The following is a 16464-nucleotide window of genomic DNA, read 5'->3' on the forward strand; positions in this document are numbered from 1 at the left end:
GGGAACCGCGCGAAGATCGCCGGTAGCGCGACTTCCGCTTCGAGCCGCGCCAGCGGGGCACCGAGGCAGTAGTGCGGCCCGTGCCCGAACGCGAGGCGCGCGTCGGGTTGTCTGCCGGGGTCGAATTCGTCGGCATCGGTGTGGTGGTCCGGGTGCCGGTTCGCTGCCAGCAAACCGGCCATGATCGGTTCACCTGGGGCGATCGTGCCGCCGCCGGGCAGGTCGATGTCCTCGGTGGCGAAGCGCATCGGCAGGTTGGCCAGCGGTGGCTGCCAGCGCAGCGATTCCTCGACGACGGCGGTCCAGCTCACTTCGCCCACGGTGATCCGCTCCCGCACCTGCGGCCGCGCCAGCAGTGCCGCTGCTGCATCCGCCGCATGCGCAACCGGCGACCGGGTGGCTTCGTTGAGGAGATCAGGTGGTGGCGAATCAGCGCTTGGGAGGAACCGTGGACGAGGAATCGATCCGCATCGAGGCCGCACCCGACTTGGTGTGGGCGCTGCTCGCGGACGTCACGCGGATGCCGGAGTGGAGCCCGAACCTGCGCCGCTGCGCCTGGCGCGGTGCGGAACGACGCGCGGTCCCCGGCGCCCGGTTCACCGGTTTCAACCGCCTCGGACCGCTGACCGTGCCGATGCCGAACGTCGTGGAACGGGCCGAGCCCGCGCAGGAGTTCTCGTTCCGCACCGGTTTGCACAACACGCTGTGGCGTTACGTGCTCAGCACGGACGGCGCGGGCACTGTCGTGACCGAACAGCGGGACACGTCCGCGACGCGGCATTGGCTGATGCGGCCGATGTACGGGATCGCGGGCGGTCGCGAGAAGTTCGCCGAGTCCTTCCGCGAGGGCATGCGCGAAACCCTCCGCGGCCTGAAAGCGGCCGCCGAGCGCTAAGTCCGGTGCCCCCGGCCCCGGCCGTCCCGTGCGCAGCGGACAATCGGGGACGTGCTCGACGCCGCTGTGTTCGATCCGCTGCTGACCAGGTACGCCTCGTGGCTGGCGATGCCGACCGAGTCGACCGCCGACACCTCGGACGAAGATCCCGAGCAGGTCGTGCTGATGCCGATGGTGCTGCGGATCGAGCGCAACGATCCGCCGCCGCGCACGGCGCTGCTGGAAGCCGCGGCCGCGGCCGCGCTCGGCGTGTGCCTGGACGAGCGCTCGAAGACGGGCGGGGAGTGGCACGAGCCGGTGCACCGCTGGATCTCCGGGCGCATCCGCAAGGTGGCGCGGCGAGCTCGCGGTTCGCATTGGGCCGCGGTGCAGGAGCTGCCGGGCCGCACCTTCGAGGTCGGCGGTGCCGAGGTGCGCGCATTCCTGCCGACGCGGGTCGCGGACATGCCGAAGGAACTCACCCGGCTGCAGATCTCCGGTAGCGAGCTGGAGGTGGATGAGCCGGGGCCGCCGCCCGCCGGTGCGCCGGTGCTGTGGCTGAACCCGGAAGTCCCGATGAGCGCGGGCAAAGCTGCTGCGCAGGTGGGGCACGCGACGATGTTCCTGGCCGCGTTGCTGCACGGTTCCGGGCGGGACGACGAACTCGAGTCCTGGTTCGCCGCCGGGCTGCCGTGCGCCGTGCGCACCGCCGACGCCCGGACGTGGGCGCGCTTGGACCCCGGCGGCGATCCCGGGGCGGCGTGGCGGCGCGACGGTGTCGCGGCGGTGCGCGATGCCGGGTTCACCGAGGTCGATCCCGGAACCGTCACGGTGCTGGGGCAGTGGCGGTGAGCCCACCTCAGCCGGTGCCGGTTGCGGGCGAGCCTGCCGCGGCTTGTTCGCGCGCCCACCGGTAGTCCGCCTTCCCGGCGGGCGAGCGCACGATTTCCGGCACGCGCAGGAACATCTTGGGCTGCTTGTAGCGCGCGATGTGGTTGCCGCATTCGGCGCGCAGGTCCGCGTCGGTGGTGCCTGCGGCCGGGTCGAGCTGGACGAGGGCGACGACTTCGCTGCCCCAGCGGGCCGAGGGCCTTCCGACGACCACCACGTCCTGCACGGCGGGATGTGCCGCGACGGCGCGTTCGACCTCTTCGGCGAAGATCTTCTCGCCGCCGGAGTTGATGACCAGCCCGGCCCGCCCCAGTAGTTCGATCCGACCGTCCGCGCGCAGCACCGCGCGATCGCCCGGCACGCTGTAGCGCTGCCCTCCGATCACCGGGAACGAGCGCGCGGTCTTCGCTGCGTCGCCCAGGTATCCGAGCGGCACGAGGCCCTTGCTGGCCAGCCATCCTTCACCACCGCCCGGCCGCAGTTCCCCGGCGAGATCGTCATCGATGACCGTGGTGGTCTCGTCCGGCGCGAAGACCGCGGTGTCGGCTTCGGCGTCGGCGGCCGAGACGTGGTTCATCTGGATGCCGGTCTCCGACGAGCCGACCGCGTCCAGCAGCAGCACGTCCGGCAGCACTTCCAGCACCCGGGTGCGCACGGCGGGCGTCAGCGGTGCGCCGCCGTTGTTCACCGCCGCGAGCTCGGAGAGGTCGTGGCCGCCGCGCTCGATCGCGTCCAGCATCGGCCGGGTCATCGCATCGCCGATCACGGGCAGGCTCACCACCCGCTCCCGCGCGGCGACGTGCAGCGCGTCGTCCCAGTCCAGCCGCGTGTTGTCGGCGGGCAGCACGATCTTGCCGCCGGTGGTGATCATGTGGAAGGCCGACCACTGGGCGGCACCGTGGATGAACGGGGCCGTCATGAGGAAGGTGAGGCCGCCGGCTGCGTCTCGGGCAGCGGCGGCGATCTCCTCGTAGCAGGAGTACGGCTGCTTCGTCCCGAACGGCGTGCCGCCCATCGCCCGCAGGTAGATGTCGTGCTGGCGCCACAGCACCGCCTTCGGCATCCCGGTGGTGCCGCCGGTGTAGATGGCGTAGGCGTCCTCGCCACCGGGGTCCGGCATCCGATCGGGGGCGCGGGTGCGCACGGCTTCTTCGTAGTCGATGGCGCCGGGCACTAAGTCGTTTCCGCTGTCGTCGGCGACCTGGAGCAGTACGTCCGGCCCTGGGAGCCGGTCGCGCAGCGCCGCGACCTGCGGGGCGAACTCCGCGTGGTAGATCAGCCCGCGAGTGCCCGCGTCCGCGAGCAGGTAGTGCAGTTCCTCGGCGACATAGCGGTAATTGACGTTGAACGGCACCGCGCGGGCGCGGTAGGCGGCGACCATGCTCTCCAGGTATTCGTTGCCGTTGCGCAGGTACAGGCCGATGTGGCTCTGGTGGGATTCGTGGCCTGGCAGTTCACCGCGCTCGCTCCAGCAGCCCAATCCGCGCGACACGAGGTAGTTGGCGACACCGTCGGCGCGGGCGTTGACGTCCCGGTACCGCAGTCGCCGGTCGCGCCACACCAGCACTTCCTGCTCGGGAACGGTTCGCGCGACCGTGTCGAAGACCGTGGAGAGGTTGAACAGCGTTCCCGGCATTGCCGATCGTTCCCTTCCAGTGGCGGCGATGTGGTGGGGTGAACGGGCCGCTCGACCAACTGGAGCGGGCGAGCAGGCCGCTCGTCAGCTCACGGGTGTGATCGGGATGGATTTGCGCGGCTGGAACCGGAAGGTGGAGCCGGTGCTGACGCGGGTGACCGCGACCTCGTCGAACTCCGCCGCCGGTTCGGCGCGGCGCAGCACCCGCGCGGACCAGTCGGTGTCCGAACCTTCGACGACCACGTCCAGGCGCGGGTCGACGGCTCGCACGATCGCTTGCAGCGGCGCGGTGTTTTCCGGGCCGCAAAAGGAGATCCAGGCACCGTCCTCGTGCGCAGGTCCGTTGTGGACGGTCAGTCCGTCGCCGACGTGCGCGTTGACGTAGGCCGCGGGGTTGAGCAGCGGGTGCAGCGCGAGAACGCGCAGCGCGCCCTCGATGCCGTCCGGTAGTCGCAGCGCCCGGTGCAACCGTTCGGCGGATATGCCCGCGATGCCGAGCAGCTGCTTGGCGCACAGCTGCCGCGCCTCGTCCGCTCCGAGTCTGCTGTGGACCGAACGCGCGAAACCGAGGCACAGCAGGTGCATTTGCAGGCAGACCTCGTCGGCCATCCGCACCAGCGCCGATCTGGAGAACTCCCGGAACACCAGATCACTGCGCAGCGGCCCGGAGTAGTCCGCCGAACCGTCGTCGTCCGGATCGATCGCGCCGAGTTCGGTGGTCGCCGCCCGGCAGCCGCGCAGCGCGCGGCACCCGTCGGATTCGGCGACCGGCGGATGCTCGGAGTCGATGGTCACCGTCCACGCGCAGTGCGGGTGCCGGTCGACCGGCTCGCGCGGCGGCCGGTGGATCGGGCGCACCTGCGCCCTCGGGTTGGTGGCCACCGCGGTCGCGTCGAACGTGGGGTCCTCGATGTCGTGGCACATCGACCGCACGTAGCGTTCGCCCATCGGCTCGACGTCCATCAGCGCTCCGCAGTGGTCCAGGTGGAACTCGCCGTGCCACGGGTCGCGCACGGTGTAGCGGAAGTCCATGAACTGCGGCGGCGCGCCGATGTCGAGTTGCAGCCCCTTGAAGATGGTGATCACGTCGTCGCCCTCGTAGCGCAGCGCGCGCTGCATCCTCCGGGTGTAGATCGGGCTGGCCGCCATCCATTCTTCGATCGCGATCCGGGTCATTCCTTCGCGCCCGAACGCGGCGATGCACCACGCCATGGCGGAGCGGTCGATCAGCTGCCCCGCCAGCAGCAGTTCGGGCAGCAGCACGGCGAGTTCGGCGCGTTCCAGCTCGTCGAAACGGGAGTCCAACCGGAGCCTCCGAGGAGTTGCGGCGCGCGGTGATCCGTGGTCCCGCACCGCGTACCGCGTGGTGGAATTGTCGTTCGGAGAATTGTTCGCAGCAGTACGGTAAACCCGTTGATGGACACGTGTCCAGTGTTATGCGAAAGGTTTCATCCGAATGCTCGCCGCCAGGTGGTTCCATCCCGTTGTTGTCGCCGGTGCAGGCGTGCAGTAGCGTCTGGACATGTGTCTGAAAACCTCGCGAACGAATCCACCCGGCGCCGGTTGAACTCCCGGCAGCTCGACACCGTCCGGCGGCTGACCACCGCCGCGGTCGACGAGCTGCGGGCATCGGGCTACGCAGGGTTGACCGTGCGCAACGTCGCTTCCCGCGCCGGTGTCGCGCCGGCCACGGCGTACACCTACTTCTCCTCGAAGAACCACTTGATCGCCGAGGTGTTCTGGCGGCGGCTGCAATCCTTGGAACCGGTTCCCGAACAGCCGCAGGAGCCCGCCCGGCGGGTGGTCGAAGTGCTGCGGGAAATCGCGTTGGTGGTTTCCGACGAGCCGGAACTCGCGGTGGCCAGCACCACCGCGCTGCTCGGCGACGACCCGGACGTCCAGCACTTGCGGGCGCGGATCGGGCTGGAAATCCGCACGCGGCTGGAAACCGCGCTCGGCGAACGCAACGAACCGGATGTCCTGAACGCGCTGGAATTCGCCTGGTCCGGTGCCATGGTGCACGCCGGAATGGGTTACACCTCCTACAGCAAAGTCGCCGACCGGCTCACCAAAACGGCCGAACTCGTGTTGCAGGGAAAATCCTGACCCCACGGTTCAGCGCACGTCGATCCCGCTGATCTTCCACTGCTCGCCGATGCGCCGTGCGGAAACGCCCGATTGCGCCGGCCCGGATCGGCGATCGGCGGTGCCCGCCCGCGGGATCGGCGTGGATCTCCGCGCTACGAGCGGTCGTGCTCGCCGATCGCCTTTTCGACGACCGTGTTGAGTTTCGTGCCCAGCGGCCAGCCGACGTAGTGCGTCAGGAAAAGCGCGATCTCCCGGAGCTGGTCGGCGTCGAGTTCGGCGTTGCCGAGCGCGGCCCGCACCTGGATGTCGGCCACGTCGTCGAGGCCCTGCGCGGTCAGCGCGCCGAGCAGTAGCAGCCGCCGGTCGCGCAGGCTCAGGCCCGGCCGCGACCAGATGTCCGCGAACAGGTGGTCCACTGTGGTCCCGAAGAAGTCGCCGGGGCCGTCCTGCACCTCCCAGCCGTAGACCTGCTGCATCACGTCGAGCCCTTGTGCGCGCCGGGATTCCATGGACGCTCCTCCGCGGTCCGGTCCGTTGTGGACGCCTGAGTGCCTGTCTTGGAAATCGAGTTCGGGCTTGTTCAAGCGGCGTGAGCCGCTTTCGCCACGCAACGAGCTCAACGACAGGAACTCAGTCCAGTGGTTCGCAGACGATGATGGGGATCGTGCGCTCGGTCCAGGACTGGTAGGAGTTGAAGTCCGAGTACACCTCGAGCAGCTTCGGCCACAGTTCGGCGCGTTCGGCCTCGTCCGCCTCGTGCGCGCGCATCCGCAGCACCTGCTTGCCGATCTGGATCGTCACCTCCGGGTCGGCGGTGATGTTGTGGTACCAGCTCGGGTGCCGCGGCAGTCCGCCCTGCGAGGCGACCAGCACCACCCGGTCGCCGTCGCGCATGTACAGCAGGGGATTGGTCCGCTGCTGTCCGCTCTTGCGCCCGGTGGTGGTGAGCAAGCAGGTCGGCACCCCGCTGCGCAGTGCGCTGCCGACGCGCCAGGTCCCGCCGATGCGCCCGCCCGTCGCGCGATACACGCGCACGTGCATCCGGGACATGATCCGCATCATCTTCGGCACCAGCGGCGAATCGAGCTGCGTCGGTCGCTTCTTGGCCGTGGGCTTGTCGGTCACGACGAGTCCTCCTCGGCGGCCCCGGGGTGGCCGGCGGCGGTGCCCGGTCAACGCTGGGGAGCCAGCGCGCACCGCACTGTAGTCACGCGTCTGTTCAGTTGTCCAGAACGTCGTTGGAGCGCGAAACCCGTGCTGTCCCGCCGTTTCCCGCGTGTTCGCGGTTGTTCGGCGCAATCTGGCTGTAGTACTGTCTGGACAAGTGTCCGGTATATCCTCCCCGCTCCGGCGACCGCTTGAGCCAGTGCGCACGGCCCGGGACGGAACAAGCCGGGTCGAGGACCGTCCGCCCTCCTGACCCCGTGGGCCCTGAACCCGTGGAGCGAACCCCATGACGAACACCGGAGCCGCCGTGCCCGTCACGTTCAGTCCCTACGACTACGAGTTCCACGAGGACCCGTACCCGATCTGCGCGCGGCTGCGGGACGAGGCGCCGCTCTACCGCAACGCGGAGCGCGGTTTCTGGGCGCTGTCCCGGTACGAGGACGTCGTCGCGGCCTTCCGGGACAAGGAGCGGTTGTCCAACGCCAACGGGGTGACGCTGGACCCCGCGGCCTACGGCCCGCACGCGCACAAGACGATGTCGTTCCTGGCGATGGACGATCCCCGGCACCACCGGATGCGTTCGCTGGTGTCCAAGGGATTCACGCCGCGCCGGGTCAAGAGCCTGGAGCCCCGCATCGAGGAGCTGACCCGGCTGCACCTGCAACCGGCGATCGAGCGCGGCGAGTTCGACTTCATCGCGGACTTCGCGGGCAAGCTCCCGATGGACGTGATCTGCGAGCTGCTGGGCGTGCCGGAGTCCGACCGCGACGCGCTGCGCGACCTCGCCGACACCGTGATGCACCGGGAAGAGGGCGTACCGGACGTGCCGGAACCTGCGGTGGCGGCCGCGTTGGAACTGGTGCAGTACTACGTCGACATGCTCGCCGAGCGCAGGCGGCGCCCGACCGACGACCTCACTTCCGCGCTGCTGGCGGCCGAGATCGACGGCGACCGGCTCACCGATGAGGAGATCGTCGGGTTCCTGGTCCTGATGGTCGTCGCCGGGAACGAGACCACCACGAAGCTGCTCGGCAACGCCGTCTACTGGGCGTGGCGGAACCCGGAGCAGCTGGCCAAACCGATGGCCGACCCGCAGCGGGTGCCGGACTGGGTCGAGGAGACGCTGCGCTACGACACCTCCACCCAGGTCCTCGCGCGCACCGCGACGGAGGACCTGCACTTCCACGGGCGCACGGTGCCCAGCGGGGACTGCGTGCTGCTGCTGGTCGGCTCGGCCAACCGGGACGGACGCGCCTTCGCCGATCCCGATCGCTACGACCTCGACCGGGACACCGGGCGGCAGCTGGTCAGCTTCGGCAGCGGCACGCACTTCTGCCTGGGCGCGCACCTCGCCCGGCTGGAAGCCCGGATCGCGCTGACGCAGCTGGTGCACCGCGTGCGTGATTACGACATCGACGCCGAAGCCGCGCAGCGAGTGCATTCCAGCAATGTGCGCGGATTCGCCACCTTGCCCGTGACCGTGCGACCGCGCCGACTCCGGAAAGGTTGATCATGACGTTGTCCGAGCCACCGCTGGTGTCCGGCGAATCCGGCCGGCACGGCCACCTCGAAGAACTGCGCACCGACCCGATCGGACTGCTCAACCGGGTACGGAGCGAATGCGGCGACGTGGGCGCCTTCCGGCTCGCGGACCGCCGGGTGGTGCTGCTGTCCGGAGCGCAGGCCAACGAGTTCTTCTTCCGCTCCGCGGACGAAGAGCTCGACCAGGGCGAGGCGTACCCGTTCATGAAGCCGATCTTCGGCGCGGGCGTGGTCTTCGACGCCCCGCCCGAGCGGCGCAAGGAGATGCTGCACAACCAGGCGTTGCGCGGCGAGCAGCTGAAGGGGCACGCCGCGACGATCGCCGACGAGGTCGCCCGGATGCTCGCGGATTGGGGCGACGAAGGCGAAATCGACCTGCTGGACTGGTTCGCGGAACTGACCATCTACACCTCGTCGGCCTGCCTGATCGGGCGCAAGTTCCGCGAAGAGCTGGACAGCCGGTTCGCCACGCTCTACCACGAGCTGGAACGCGGTACCGACGCGTTGTCCTTTGTGGACCCCTATGCGCCGATCGAAAGCTTCCGCCGCCGCGACGAGGCCCGCGAGGGACTGGTCGCACTCGTGCAGGGCGTGATGGCCAAGCGCGCTTCCGGGCCGCGGCCGGAGAAATCCGACCGGGACATGCTCGACGTGCTCATGTCGGTCAAGGACGAGGCCGGCGAATCGCGGTTCTCCGCGGACGAGATCACCGGCATGTTCATCTCGATGATGTTCGCCGGGCACCACACCAGCTCGGGCACCGCGGCCTGGACCCTGATCGAGCTGTTGCGCCACCCGGCCGTTATGTCCACTGTGGTCAAGGAACTCGACGAGCTGTACGCGGACGGCTCCGAGATCAGCTTCCAGGCGTTGCGCGAGATCCCGCACCTGGAGTCCTCGATCAAGGAGGCGCTGCGGCTGCACCCGCCGCTGATCCTGCTGCTGCGGGTGGCCAAGGACGAGTTCGCGGTGCGCGGTCACCGGATCGGCGAGGACGACCTGGTCGGCGCCACACCGGCGATCTCGAACCGGATCCCGGAGGACTTCCCCGACCCGGACGCCTTCGACCCGCACCGCTACGCCGAATCGCGCCAGGAGGACATCGTCAACCGGTGGACGTGGATCCCGTTCGGCGCCGGGCGGCATCGCTGCGTGGGGGCGAACTTCGCGATGATCCAGCTCAAGGCGATCTTCTCGGCGCTGCTGCGGGAGTACGAGTTCGAGCTGGCGCAGCCCGCGGACAGCTACCGCAACGACCACAGCAAGATGGTCGTGCAGCTCGCGCGGCCGTGCACCGTGCGCTACCGCCGCAGGAGGAGCTGATGGAGATCGGCGTCGATGCGGACCTGTGCCAGGGGCACGCGATGTGCGAGCTGGAGGCCCCGGAGGTCTTCCGGGTTCCCAAGCACGGCTCGGTCGAAATCCTCGACGAACACCCCGCCGCCGATCAGCACGCCGACGTGCGCCGCGCGGTCGCCTACTGCCCGACGCAGGCACTCCTGCTCAACGAGAAGTGAGCGCCGCCCGCGGCGCCCGTCCGCCAATCGCGCTCGACGAGTGAACGGCCTGCTGGTCCCACTAGATTGGACGAACAGTCCGTTCACTCACCCGGTCTCCTGGAGTGAACGGACCGTTGGTCCGAATAGATTGGACGAACGGGCCGTTCGCTCGGAAAAGCGGGTGGGGAACACCGGGCAAGATCGCGTACGGAGCCGCCACGGTGGTCGGCTCGTCACGCCGATCCCGCGCGCTCGATCGCGATGCCGCGCACCGACTTGAGCTCGGAGACGAGCTCGGTGCAGATCTTCACCGGCCACTCCGGCAGTTCCAGCCGGGTGGTGCCCAATTGGACGTGCACCGGGGTGTCGCCGTGGTAGGCGCCCAGCGTGTTGCGCAGCTCCGCGACCGTGTCCTTGCTGATCTTCTTGTAGTCGGCGCGCAGCACCAGCGGCGGCTCGGAGCCCGGCTTGTGCTCGGCCGCGGTGATGTCCACCGGCAGCGCGTCCGAGGCGAACACGCTGATCTCGCCCTCGCGCTCGTTGACCCGGCCCTTGACCGCGAGCGCGTTGTCCTCCACCAGGCTCTCGGAGAACATCTCGTAGGACTTCGGGAAGAACAGCACCTCGACGCTGGCGTCGAAGTCCTCCAGCGTGACGATCGCCCACGGCTGCCCGTTCTTGTTCAGCCGCCGCTGGATCCCCGAGATCATTCCGGCGATCTTGGCCTCTTCCTTGCCGCTGCCGGGCTCGCGTTCACCGCCGACGAGTTCGGCGATGCTGGTGTCCTGGTACGGCCGCAACAAGCGCTCGGCCCCGTCCAGCGGGTGCGCCGAGACGTACAGGCCGAGCATTTCGCGCTCGTAGGCCAGCAGCTGCTTGCGCGGCCATTCCTCCTCGGTGAACTGCAGGTGCGCCAGCGGTGAGGTGTCGTCGGCGCTCGCGGTGTCGTCGCCGCCGCCGAACAGGTCGAACTGGCCCATCGCCTCTTGGCGCTTGAGACCGATCACGGCGTCGACCGCCGCCTCGTGGTGCTGGGTCAGCGCCATCCGCGTCTGCCCGAGCGAGTCGAAGGCACCGGCCTTGATCAGCGACTCGATGACCCGCTTGTTGCACGCGGTGATCTCGATCTTGTCGAGGAAGTCGGTGAACGAGCTGAAGCGGCCCTTCTCCTGGCGCGTCTTGATGATCGACTCGACCACATTCGCGCCGACGTTGCGGATCGCACCGAGTCCGAAGCGGATGCGGCCCTCCACGGCGGCGTGCCCGACCTCGGACTCGTTCACGTCCGGCGGCAGCACGCGGATGCCCATCCGGCGGCACTCGGACAGGTAGACGCCGGTCTTGTCCTTGTTGTGCGCGTTGGCGGTCAGCAGCGCGGCCATGTACTCGGCCGGGTAGTGCGCCTTGAGGTAGGCGGTCCAGTAGGTCACCAGGCCGTAGGCGGCGGCGTGCGATTTGTTGAACGCGTAACCGGCGAAGGGCAGCACCGTCGCCCAGAGCTGGTCGATGGCCTCCTTGCGGTACCCGCGCTCGACCATCCCGGCCTGGAAGCGCTCGAACTCCTGGTCCAGCACCGACTTCTTCTTCTTGCCCATCGCCCGCCGCAGCAGGTCGGCTTGCCCGAGGCTGTAGCCGGCCACGGTCTGCGCGATCGCCATGACCTGCTCCTGGTAGACGATCAGGCCGTAGGTGTCGCCCAGCACGCCTTCCAGCGGCTTGTCGAGGTCGGGGTGGATCGGCTCGACCGGCTTCTTGTTGTTCTTGCGGTCGGCGTATTCCAGGTGCGAGTTGACGTCCATGGGACCCGGCCGGTACAGCGCGACGCAGGCGACGATGTCGCCGAACCGGGTCGGCGTCATGCGCTTGAGCAGCGACTGCATCCCGCCGCCTTCGAGCTGGAACACGCCGAGGCTCTCGCCGCGGCCCAGCATCTCGTAGGCGGCTTCGTCGTCCAGCGGGATGTCCAGCGGTTCGATCTCGGTGCCGTGGTTGGCCCGCACCATCCGCACGGTGTCGTCGATCGTGGTCATGTTGACCAGGCCGAGGATATCGATCTTGAGCAGGCCGACCGCCTCGCACTGCGGCCCGTCCCACCCGGTGATGATCTCGCCGTCGTCGCGCTTCCACAGCGGCAGCACGTCCAGCAGCGGCTCGCGGGAGATGATGTGCGCGCAGGCGTGCACGCCTGCGTTGCGGATCAGGCCTTCCAGACCGCGCGCGGTGTCGAAGATCTTGCCGATCTGCTGGTCGTTCTCGATCAGCGAGCGGACCTCGGCGGCCTCCTGGTAGCGCTCGTGCTCCGGGTCGACGATCCCGGACAGCGGGATGTCCTTGGCCGCGATCGGCGCGGGCAGCGCCTTGCTGAACTGGTCGGCGAGCTGGAAACCGGGCTGGCCGAGGTGCACGCGGGCGGCGTCCTTGAACGCCGCCTTCGTCTTAATCGTGCCGTAGGTGATGACCTTGGCGAAGTACTCCTCGCCGTACTTCTCCTTGGCGTAGGCGATGACCTCGTCGCGCCTGCGCTCGTCGAAGTCGATGTCAATGTCCGGCGGCGAGTCCCGCTCGGGGTTGAGGAACCGCTCGAACAGCAGGCCGTGCTGGAGCGGGTCGATGTCGATGATGTGCAGCACGTACGACAGCAGCGCGCCCGCCGCCGAGCCGCGACCCGGCCCCACCCGGATGCCGTTGTTCTTGGCCCACCGGATCATGTCGCCGACGACCAGGAAGTACGAGCTGTACCCCTTCTCGGTGATGACCTTGAGCTCCCATTCGAGCTGGTCGCGGTATTCCTGGGTGAACCCGTCCGGATACCGGGTGGGGATGAATTCCTCGACCTCGTCGCGCAGCACCTCGACGTCGGTGCGACCGGCCTGGATCTTCGCCTGCGGCATCCGGTTGGCCTCGGCGAACGCGTCTTCGTAGCCCTCGACCATGTCGGTGATCCGCAGCGTGCTGTCGGCCGCGCCGGGCACCTCGGTGTCCCAGTACTCGCGCATCTCCGAGGACGACTTGATGTGGTAGCCATCGCCCTGGAACTTGAACCGGTCGGTGTCGGCCAGCATCGACCGGGTTTGCAGGCACAGCAACGCATCGTGCTGCCCGGCCTGATCGGCGGTCACGTAGTGGCTGTCATTGGTCGCCACCGTGCGCAAATCGAGTTGCCGGGCGATGTCGACCAGATCGGCGCGGATGTTGCGCTCCATCTGGATGCCGTGGTCCATGACCTCGATGAAGAAACGATCCGCGCCGAAAATGTCCTTGTAGTCCGAGGCGGCCTGAATCGCTTCTTGCTTCTGGCCGATCCGGAGCCGGGTCAGCACCTCACCGGCCAAGCACCCGCTCGTCGCGATGATTCCCTCGGAATGTTCCGCGATCAGTTCCTTGTCCATTCGCGGTTTGCGGAAGAATCCTTGGGTGGAGGCCAGCGAAGACAATTTGAAAAGATTGCGCAGCCCGGTCGAATTCTGCGCGAGCATCGTCATGTGCGTGTAGGCACCGGCGCCCGAGACGTCGCCGCCCTCTTCGTCCCCGGACGCCTTCTTGCCGGTCACGGCCCTGCTGCCCCAGAACACCGGCTTCTTGTGGAAGCGGCTCTCCGGAGCGACGTACGCCTCGATGCCGATGATCGGCTTGATGCCGGTCTTGGTGGCGTGCTCGTAGAACGAGTGCGCGCCGAACATGTTGCCGTGGTCGGTCATCGCCACCGCGGGCTGTTCCAGCCGGGCGACCTCGGCGAACAGCGCGTCGTGCTTGGCAGCACCGTCGAGCATCGAGAACTCGGTGTGCACGTGCAGGTGAACGAACCGATCAGACACGCGGCCATCTCCGGAAGCGTCGGGTGGGCGGACAGCTGGCGCCGCAACTCTAGTCGCCCCACGCCGCGTGCTCGGAGAGCATCGGGCCCGTGTTGCTACCCGGCTACATCGATCCTGTGCGCAGTCGGTACCGCCCGGCCGCCCCGGGCTCCGGCCGGGCACTCCTACTCGCTGTCTTGCGGCTCGTACGACCCTCGCCGCGGCGCTGTTGATCGACGAGGAGCGGAGGCGGTCGGCACCTCCTGTCGGGGGAGGTTGCTGGCAGGTGCCGACCGGCCGACCCGGGCGGCAGCGACGGGGAGAACCGCTCGCCCGGGTCACCGCCCTGCTTGCAGGGCGGGGTCTTCTCTGCCCTGCGAACAGGGCGGAGCTTTTTCGCGTTCGTCATGGGATTCGCAGGCAATCGGGGCATTGGCGGAACCGCTCGCAGCGCGGTGCTGAACCGCGAATAGCGTCTTTCGGCATTGAAGATTATGTCCAGAGCGCACCCAATGTGCGGCGCAGATCCACTCCGAGGCTCAAGGCAGTTGCTTGCATGATCGGGAGGCTGAAGCTGGATTGGACGTGGCGATAGCCCGGACCAAGTTTCCGGGCGATCTCGTACGCGGACTCCCAATACCGCCAGGCGTCCCCATGCCGCCCTTTCCGGGCGCATGTAAGGGCGTTTTCCGCCCGTAGCGCACCGACCATCCCGCGCCAGTCAGCAGCCGCCGACTCCACGTAGGGCTCAAGCTGAGCGGCACCGTCATGTGCGACCGAGATCGCCCCGTCCCAACGCCCGGACTCGCGCAGCGCTTGCACCAGTGCCCATGCGCCCGCCGCCATCGCGTACGGGTCGTCAGCGTCCTGTCCCTCGGTGACCGCTCTATCAGCGACGAGCCACACCAGCTCAGGATCGGGTTGGTAGGCAACGTAGAAATCCGCCAACTGATAGACGCCCGCCAAGACCCGTCGTGCGTTGCGTCGTTCTTCTCCCCATCGCGCCCGCACAGCACGTTGCGCATCGCGAATGAGATTCGGCAGAACGGCACCGACCTGTGTCCGGTGGTCCGGTGACGAGTGGCGAAGATGCCACGCTGCAGCAAGCCGCTCACGCAGGTGCGCCAGGTCCACCGGGCGCGTATCCGAGCTGAGTCGGTAGTCCATCAAAGCCGCCCGCACGTCGTTGAGCGCGCCGTGCGCGGGGCCTATCGCGTACCTGGAGATCGAGACTGCTTCTCCGTTGCCGGTCAGCTCGGCGAGGTCGCTGATGTCGAGCGCGCCGGCGATCTTGGTGAGCATGTGGAGCTTCGGGGTCTGGAGCCGACCGGATTCGACTGCCTTCACCCATTCCGGCGAACGGCCGACGAGCCCACCAAGTACCCGACGGCTTATCGGCGCAGGCGCATTCGTTCTCGGAATACAGGCGCTTGCCCACTAGCATCCTGGAGATTGCAAGCCACCCGTACGAAGGAGTCGCACCATGAGCGCAGGTATTCATTGGCGGAAATCGAGCCGGAGCGGGCAGGGCAACAACTGTGTCGAGGTCGCGGACGCCCGGTTGGTCCGGGACAGCAAGCTCGGTGCGCGGTCGCCGGTGCTGGAGGTGTCCGCGAAAGCGTTCAGCGACTTCATCAACGCCGCCAAAGACGGCCGCTTCGACGGTTGAGGTCGCGGATCGAGCGCTGGAGGGAGTCGGATGCGGACCGCTGAGCTGAGCGATCTGACCGTGCACGTCGACACGGGCCGGTGGAACGAGACGGTCCTGGACTCGGTGCACCTCGTGGTGCCCGCGGGCCGGATCACCGCGCTGCTCGGCGAATCCGGCTGCGGCAAATCCATGGTGGCCGCGGCGCTGACGGGTCTGCTCCCCGCGGTCGCGCGCAGTACCGGGGACGTGTGCATCAACGGGACGGCAGTGCGGGACGAGCAGCAGTGGCGAAAGCTCCGTGCCGGAACCGTTGGCCTGGTGCCGCAATTCGGGGTCGAGGCGTTCGCGGCGGAGAAAACCGTTGGCGCGCAACTATTCGAGCGGCAACGGCTGCATGGCGGCCGGAGCGTCGAGGATGCCTGCGCGGCGGCGCTTTATCCGGCCGAGGCACTCGATCTGCATCCGGATCAGCATTCCAGCGGGCAGATCCAGCGGGCCGCGCTGGCCGCGGCGTTGCTGCCCGATCCCGATCTGCTCATCGTGGACGAGCCCAGTTCGTCCCTCGATCTCGGCACCGCCTACGAGGTGTGGGCCAATCTGCGCGCCTACGCCGATTCCGGAGCTGCGGTGCTGGCCATCACCCACGACGTCGCGCTGCTCATCGAGACCGGAGCCGCCGATCAAATCGTCTTCATGCGCGATGGCCGCACCATCGCCGCGGGTTCACCGGCCGAGGTGCGTGCTCTCGAAGATCCTTACGTGCAGGGCTTCTTTCACCAGCTCTGGGGTTTGCGCTGACCGGCCTCCTCCGCTTCGTGCTTGGTCTGCCTGCACGGTCCGAGCACCGCTTCCACCCGGAGGTGGACTCGGTATGTCAACTGCCGCGGTAAGCCCGGTTCGGGTTCGGTGTGCGCGAGCACGAAATCGCGGCGGAGGCTGTCGCCGCGCTGGAGCACTGGCGCATCCGCCGCGCGATCCCGTTCCAAATGCGCCTCGTCCGCGACCGTGCCGACGTTGTGCGGCGGGTCGGCGTACGGGATCCGGACCTCGTAGCGATGCGCGTACGTGCGGGTCAGCTCATCCACCCAGTCGATGGCTTCATCGGGGCTGCGCAGGCAGCGCGGCTCGATCTCCGGCAGGTTCCCGGCCGGTACCTCGGCAGGATCAGAAGAGGTTTCGGGTCTGATCTCGGCCGATCCGTGCCAGTGCACCCCGAGCATCGCCCAACGATCCGGATCGTCCAGATGCGGCTCGTCCACGTTGCGTCCTAACTCGCTGGATGAGCGCGCAATGTATCGGAATCCGCGGATTGGGCCGCACGG

General features: G+C 68.3%; 15 protein-coding genes and 1 pseudogene. 8 read left to right on the forward strand and 8 right to left on the reverse strand.

Annotated features, from left to right (window positions below; all coding sequences use genetic code 11):
• Positions 1-14: 14 nt before the first annotated feature.
• Positions 15-482 (reverse strand): annotated as a pseudogene (locus V1457_RS30605) (cytochrome P450); the annotation flags it as partial.
• Here V1457_RS30605 and V1457_RS12810 point away from each other — a divergent pair.
• On the forward strand, positions 422-895 hold the full coding sequence (locus tag V1457_RS12810) for an SRPBCC family protein (RefSeq protein WP_295144114.1): 474 nt from the start codon (positions 422-424) through the stop codon (positions 893-895). The pseudogene V1457_RS30605 and the gene V1457_RS12810 overlap by 61 nt on opposite strands.
• Positions 896-1003: 108 nt before the next feature.
• Entirely contained in the window at positions 1004-1726 is a 723-nt protein-coding gene (locus V1457_RS12815) for a peptidyl-tRNA hydrolase (RefSeq protein WP_338604975.1), read from the forward strand.
• 7 nt (positions 1727-1733) lie between these two features.
• On the opposite strand, the gene V1457_RS12820 is transcribed toward V1457_RS12815, so the two are convergent.
• Positions 1734-3401: an acyl-CoA synthetase gene (locus tag V1457_RS12820; RefSeq protein ID WP_338603833.1), complete on the reverse strand. Its 1668-nt coding sequence runs from the start codon at positions 3399-3401 to the stop codon at positions 1734-1736.
• Positions 3402-3485: 84 nt separating this feature from the next.
• Positions 3486-4706: a hypothetical protein gene (locus tag V1457_RS12825; RefSeq protein ID WP_338603835.1), complete on the reverse strand. Its 1221-nt coding sequence runs from the start codon at positions 4704-4706 to the stop codon at positions 3486-3488.
• A 219-nt stretch (positions 4707-4925) separates the two neighbouring features.
• Between V1457_RS12825 and V1457_RS12830 the strand changes: the two genes are divergently transcribed.
• Positions 4926-5507, forward strand: coding sequence for a TetR/AcrR family transcriptional regulator (locus V1457_RS12830; protein WP_295139663.1), 582 nt, complete (start codon positions 4926-4928; stop codon positions 5505-5507).
• A gap of 134 nt (positions 5508-5641) precedes the next feature.
• Here V1457_RS12830 and V1457_RS12835 read toward each other — a convergent pair whose 3' ends face one another.
• Both V1457_RS12835 and V1457_RS12840 read right to left on the reverse strand, forming a co-directional pair.
• Positions 5642-5998 carry a carboxymuconolactone decarboxylase family protein gene (locus tag V1457_RS12835; RefSeq protein WP_338603840.1) on the reverse strand — a complete coding sequence of 119 codons (357 nt, stop codon included), beginning with the start codon at positions 5996-5998 and terminating at the stop codon, positions 5642-5644.
• Between the two features lie 121 nt (positions 5999-6119).
• Positions 6120-6614: a nitroreductase family deazaflavin-dependent oxidoreductase gene (locus V1457_RS12840; RefSeq protein ID WP_338603843.1), complete on the reverse strand. Its 495-nt coding sequence runs from the start codon at positions 6612-6614 to the stop codon at positions 6120-6122.
• 328 nt (positions 6615-6942) lie between these two features.
• On the opposite strand from V1457_RS12840, the gene V1457_RS12845 reads away from it, so the two are divergent.
• Genes V1457_RS12845 through V1457_RS12855 form a run of 3 tightly spaced genes read left to right on the forward strand, consistent with a single transcriptional unit; the run spans position 6943 to position 9715 of the window.
• Entirely contained in the window at positions 6943-8166 is a 1224-nt protein-coding gene (locus V1457_RS12845; RefSeq protein ID WP_338603846.1) for a cytochrome P450, read from the forward strand.
• A 2-nt stretch (positions 8167-8168) separates the two neighbouring features.
• Complete coding sequence (locus tag V1457_RS12850; protein ID WP_338603849.1) at positions 8169-9521, forward strand: cytochrome P450; 1353 nt, start codon at positions 8169-8171, stop codon at positions 9519-9521.
• A complete protein-coding gene (locus tag V1457_RS12855) occupies positions 9521-9715 on the forward strand; it encodes a ferredoxin (RefSeq protein ID WP_338603852.1) in 195 nt (64 codons plus the stop codon). The genes V1457_RS12850 and V1457_RS12855 overlap by 1 nt, the downstream gene beginning before the upstream one ends.
• 215 nt (positions 9716-9930) lie before the next feature.
• On the opposite strand, the gene dnaE is transcribed toward V1457_RS12855, so the two are convergent.
• Both dnaE and V1457_RS12865 read right to left on the reverse strand, forming a co-directional pair.
• A complete protein-coding gene (dnaE, locus tag V1457_RS12860; protein ID WP_338603855.1) occupies positions 9931-13512 on the reverse strand; it encodes a DNA polymerase III subunit alpha in 3582 nt (1193 codons plus the stop codon).
• Between the two features lie 471 nt (positions 13513-13983).
• Positions 13984-14793, reverse strand: coding sequence for a hypothetical protein (locus V1457_RS12865; protein WP_338603858.1), 810 nt, complete (start codon positions 14791-14793; stop codon positions 13984-13986).
• Between the two features lie 181 nt (positions 14794-14974).
• Here V1457_RS12865 and V1457_RS12870 point away from each other — a divergent pair, with 181 nt between their 5' ends.
• A complete protein-coding gene (locus V1457_RS12870; protein WP_338603861.1) occupies positions 14975-15160 on the forward strand; it encodes a DUF397 domain-containing protein in 186 nt (61 codons plus the stop codon).
• A 105-nt stretch (positions 15161-15265) separates the two neighbouring features.
• Entirely contained in the window at positions 15266-15940 is a 675-nt protein-coding gene (locus V1457_RS12875; protein WP_338603864.1) for an ATP-binding cassette domain-containing protein, read from the forward strand.
• Here V1457_RS12875 and V1457_RS12880 read toward each other — a convergent pair.
• Positions 15916-16401, reverse strand: a complete 486-nt coding sequence (locus tag V1457_RS12880) for a hypothetical protein (RefSeq protein ID WP_338603867.1) — start codon at positions 16399-16401, stop codon at positions 15916-15918. The genes V1457_RS12875 and V1457_RS12880 overlap by 25 nt on opposite strands.
• Positions 16402-16464: the final 63 nt, after the last annotated feature.

Source organism: Saccharopolyspora sp. SCSIO 74807, assembly GCF_037023755.1.
GTDB classification, from domain to species: Bacteria; Actinomycetota; Actinomycetes; order Mycobacteriales; family Pseudonocardiaceae; genus Saccharopolyspora_C; species Saccharopolyspora_C galaxeae.

Coding starts and splice junctions, on each gene's coding strand:
- V1457_RS12815 (WP_338604975.1), top strand. CDS start 1,004: ATGCCGACCGAGTCGACCGCCGACACCTCGGACGAAGATCCCGAGCAG.
- V1457_RS12820 (WP_338603833.1), bottom strand. CDS start 3,401: ATGCCGGGAACGCTGTTCAACCTCTCCACGGTCTTCGACACGGTCGCG.
- V1457_RS12835 (WP_338603840.1), bottom strand. CDS start 5,998: ATGGAATCCCGGCGCGCACAAGGGCTCGACGTGATGCAGCAGGTCTAC.
- V1457_RS12845 (WP_338603846.1), top strand. CDS start 6,943: ATGACGAACACCGGAGCCGCCGTGCCCGTCACGTTCAGTCCCTACGAC.
- V1457_RS12850 (WP_338603849.1), top strand. CDS start 8,169: ATGACGTTGTCCGAGCCACCGCTGGTGTCCGGCGAATCCGGCCGGCAC.
- V1457_RS12855 (WP_338603852.1), top strand. CDS start 9,521: ATGGAGATCGGCGTCGATGCGGACCTGTGCCAGGGGCACGCGATGTGC.
- V1457_RS12865 (WP_338603858.1), bottom strand. CDS start 14,793: ATGCTCACCAAGATCGCCGGCGCGCTCGACATCAGCGACCTCGCCGAG.
- V1457_RS12870 (WP_338603861.1), top strand. CDS start 14,975: ATGAGCGCAGGTATTCATTGGCGGAAATCGAGCCGGAGCGGGCAGGGC.